The organism is Streptomyces sp. NPDC127084, from assembly GCF_042724175.1.
Taxonomy (GTDB): domain Bacteria; phylum Actinomycetota; class Actinomycetes; order Streptomycetales; family Streptomycetaceae; genus Streptomyces.
On record NZ_JBHXFA010000073.1, the window covers coordinates 8,466 to 11,804 of the forward strand.

At 74.3% G+C, this 3,339-nt stretch carries 3 protein-coding genes; 2 read left to right on the forward strand and 1 reads right to left on the reverse strand.

Annotation, left to right across the window (positions count from 1 at the left end):
- Nucleotides 1-463: 463 nt before the first annotated feature.
- Together cutA and ACFWI9_RS18400 are read left to right on the forward strand one after the other, a co-directional pair.
- Entirely contained in the window at nt 464-844 is a 381-nt protein-coding gene (gene cutA / locus ACFWI9_RS18395) for a divalent-cation tolerance protein CutA (protein WP_387163183.1), read from the forward strand.
- Nucleotides 841-1,326 carry a gamma-glutamylcyclotransferase family protein gene (locus ACFWI9_RS18400; RefSeq protein WP_387163184.1) on the forward strand — a complete coding sequence of 162 codons (486 nt, stop codon included), beginning with the start codon at nt 841-843 and terminating at the stop codon, nt 1,324-1,326. Before cutA ends, ACFWI9_RS18400 begins: the two co-directional genes overlap by 4 nt.
- Here the strand turns inward: ACFWI9_RS18400 and ACFWI9_RS18405 are convergent.
- Complete coding sequence (locus tag ACFWI9_RS18405) at nt 1,277-3,325, reverse strand: molybdopterin oxidoreductase family protein (RefSeq protein ID WP_387163224.1); 2,049 nt, start codon at nt 3,323-3,325, stop codon at nt 1,277-1,279. The genes ACFWI9_RS18400 and ACFWI9_RS18405 overlap by 50 nt on opposite strands.
- Nucleotides 3,326-3,339 lie beyond the last annotated feature (14 nt).

A 3,339-nucleotide genomic window follows, 5' to 3' on the forward strand; every position in this document is an offset into this window, starting at 1 on the left:
GGGGGCCGCGCCGGTAGGGTGCGCGGCGGGCGGCGCGCCCGCCCCCGCGGGCGCCCCCCCCCCGGGGGGGGGCGGGGGCGGGCCGGCCCGCCCCCGCCGCGAACTGGGTGGTGTCGGGGCCCCGGCGCTGCCGCCGATGCCCGTCCCACCTCTGAGGTAAGAGCCAGTGCGCCCGCCACGCCTGCTGATGGGCGATCAGAAACGCGGGATCACGCGGCCCGCCCTCGCTCTCCGGCTCCGTTTCCGCAGGTCACGCCGGGTGCAATGGTCCATTGGGCGCACCGTTGGGGCCGTCGCGCCGAATGAGTGATTCGAGACGGCCCTACGGCGAGTCGCCTGGCGTGTGCGAGGTTGTGCACGAGAGCCCAGCCCATACGAGGGCCTCACGCGGAGTAGATGGAGTCCACGAGGAGTCCCCGATGAGTGCACGATGAGTCCGCGAGGAAGCGGAGAGGAGGCGTACATGACCACGGTGAACCGCCCGGCGACCGCCCCGAGGGCCCTGGTCGTGCTCACCACCACCGGCAGCGCCGAGCAGGCCGAGGCGCTGGCGCGGGGCGCGGTGGAGGCGCGGCTGGCCGCCTGTGCGCAGGTCTCCGGGCCCGTCGCCTCCGTCTACCACTGGCAGGGCGCCGTCGAGACGGGCCAGGAGTGGCAGATCCTCTTCAAGACCACGGAGGACCACTACGACGCGCTGGAAGCCCACCTGAAGGAGCGGCACGCCTACGAGACCCCGGAGATCATCGCCACGCCGGTGGTACGGGGCAGTGCGGCCTACCTGGAGTGGATCGCCGCCGAGACGGCCACCCCGCCGACGGCCCGGCCCCAGGCATCCGCGCCATGACCCCGAACGGTCCGCTGCCGTTCTTCGTCTACGGCACCCTCCGCCCCGGCGAGCACAACCACGACCGCTTCCTGCGCGGCCGCACCTCCGCCGAGGAACCGGCCCGCCTCGCCTCAGCGGTGCTGTACGACGGCCCCGGCTATCCGTACGTGGTCGAAGCCGGTACCGGCACCGTGCTCGGCGAGCTGGTCACCGCGCCCCCGGACCGCTACCACGAGCTGACCGCCGTGCTGGACGAGCTGGAGGAGTACTTCGGCCCCGGCGACCCGCGCAATGTGTACGTACGGGTCGCCAGGGATGTCGAGACGGCCGCCCGGGGGAGGGTCAGGGCCTGGGTGTATGTCGCGGCGGAGGCGGTGGCACGGGAGCTGCGGGCGCGTGGCACGGCGATCCCGGGTGGCGACTGGACGGCCAGGGGAGCAGCTGCGCGCCCTACCCGTCCTGTCCGTCCGCAGGCTCCAGCCGTACCGCGCACACCTTGAACTCCGGCATCCGCGAGACCGGGTCGAGCACCGGGTTGGTCAGCGTGTTGGCCCGTCCTTCGCCCGCCCAGTGGAACGGCATGAACACCGTGTCCGACCGGATCGACTCCGTCAGCCGGGCCGGCGCCACCGCCCGCCCTCGCCGCGACACCACGGCGACCGGCTCCCCTTCGGCCACCCCGACCCGCGCGGCGAGCCGCGGATGCAGCTCCACGAAGGGCCCCGGGGCGGCGGCGTTCAACTCGGCGACCCGGCGGGTCTGCGCCCCCGACTGGTACTGGGCCAGCACCCGCCCGGTCGTCAGCAGCACCGGGTACTCGTCATCCGTCTCCTCCCCGGCTTCCCGGTGGACGACCGGTACGAACCGGGCCCGCCCGTCGGCCGTGGCGAACCGGTCCAGGAACAGCCGGGGCGTACCGGGGTGGTGCCCCCCACCGGCGCCGTCGGGCGTCTCGGGGCACGGCCAGAACACACCGTCCTCCGCCTCCAGCCGCCGGTAGTCGATCCCCGAGTAGTCCGCCGCCCCGCCCGCCGAGGCCCGCCGCAGCTCCCCGAACACCTCCTCCGGGTCCGACGGGAACCCCTTCCCGTGGCCCAGCAGCCCGGCGAGCCCGTGCAGCACCTCCAGATCGCTCCGCACCCCCTCCGGGGCCGTGATCGCACGCCGCCGCAGCAGCACCCGACCCTCCAGGTTGGTCATGGTCCCCGTCTCCTCCGCCCACTGGGTCACCGGGAACACCACGTCCGCGAGCTCCGCCGTCTCCGACAGCACCACATCGGCGACCGCGAGGAAGTCCAGCGAGCGGATCCGCTCCTCGACATGAGCGGCACGCGGAGCGGACACCACCGGGTTGGACCCCATCAGCAGCAGGGACCTCACCTCCCCGCCGAGCGCGTCGAGCAGCTCGTACGCACTGCGGCCCGGCCCCGGCAGCGAGTCGGGATCGACCCCCCACACCGCTGCGACATGCGCCCGTGCCGCCGGGTCGTCCAGCTTGCGGTAACCGGGAAGCTGGTCGGCCTTCTGGCCGTGCTCCCGGCCGCCCTGCCCGTTGCCCTGCCCGGTGAGGCAGCCGTATCCGGTGAGCGGACGGCCCGCGTTCCCCGTGGCCAGGGCCAGATTGATCCAGGCGCCGACCGTGTCGGTACCCTTCGACTGCTGCTCGGGGCCGCGTGCCGTGAGCACCATGGCGGCGGACGCGTCGCAGAACAGGTCCGCGGCCGCGCGCAGTTGGGGGACACCGACACCGGTGATCCGCTCGACCAACTCGGGCCAGTGCGCCATCGCCGCGGCCCTGGCCTCCCCCCAGCCGCTGGTCCGCTCCCGGATGAAGTCCTCGTCCGTACGCCCCCGCGCCACCACCAGGTGCAGCAGACCCAGGGCCAGCGCCAGATCCGTGCCGGGGCGCGGTGCCAGATGCAGGTCAGCCTGCTCGGCCGTCCTCGTACGGCGCGGATCGACGACGATCAGCGAACCGCCGTTCTCCTTCAGTTCGGTGAAGTAGCGCAGCGCCGGCGGCATGGTCTCCGCGAGGTTCGAGCCGACGAGGATCACACACCCGGTACGCGGAATGTCCTCCAGCGGGAACGGCAGCCCCCGGTCGAGCCCGAACGCCCGCTGGTGCGCCGCTGCCGCGGAGGACATGCAGAAGCGGCCGTTGTAGTCGATCTGGGAGGTGCCGAGCACCACCCGGGCGAACTTCCCCAGCGCGTACGCCTTCTCGTTGGTGAGCCCCCCGCCGCCGAACACCCCCACCGCGTCCGCGCCATGCGTCTCGCGGGTGCGCCGCAGCCCCTCGGCGGTGATCCGCAGGGCCTCGTCCCAGGTGGCCGGTTCCAGGGCACCCGTGGTGCGGCTGCGCACCAGGGGCGTGGTCAGCCGCACCTGGGAGGACAGCACGGCCGGGGGGGGGGGGGGCCGCCGGCGCCGCCCGCCCCCCGCGCCCCGGCGGGGCGGCCGGCCCCCCCCCGAGGGCCCCCCCCCCGGGCAACCCCCCACAACCGGGCCGAAGG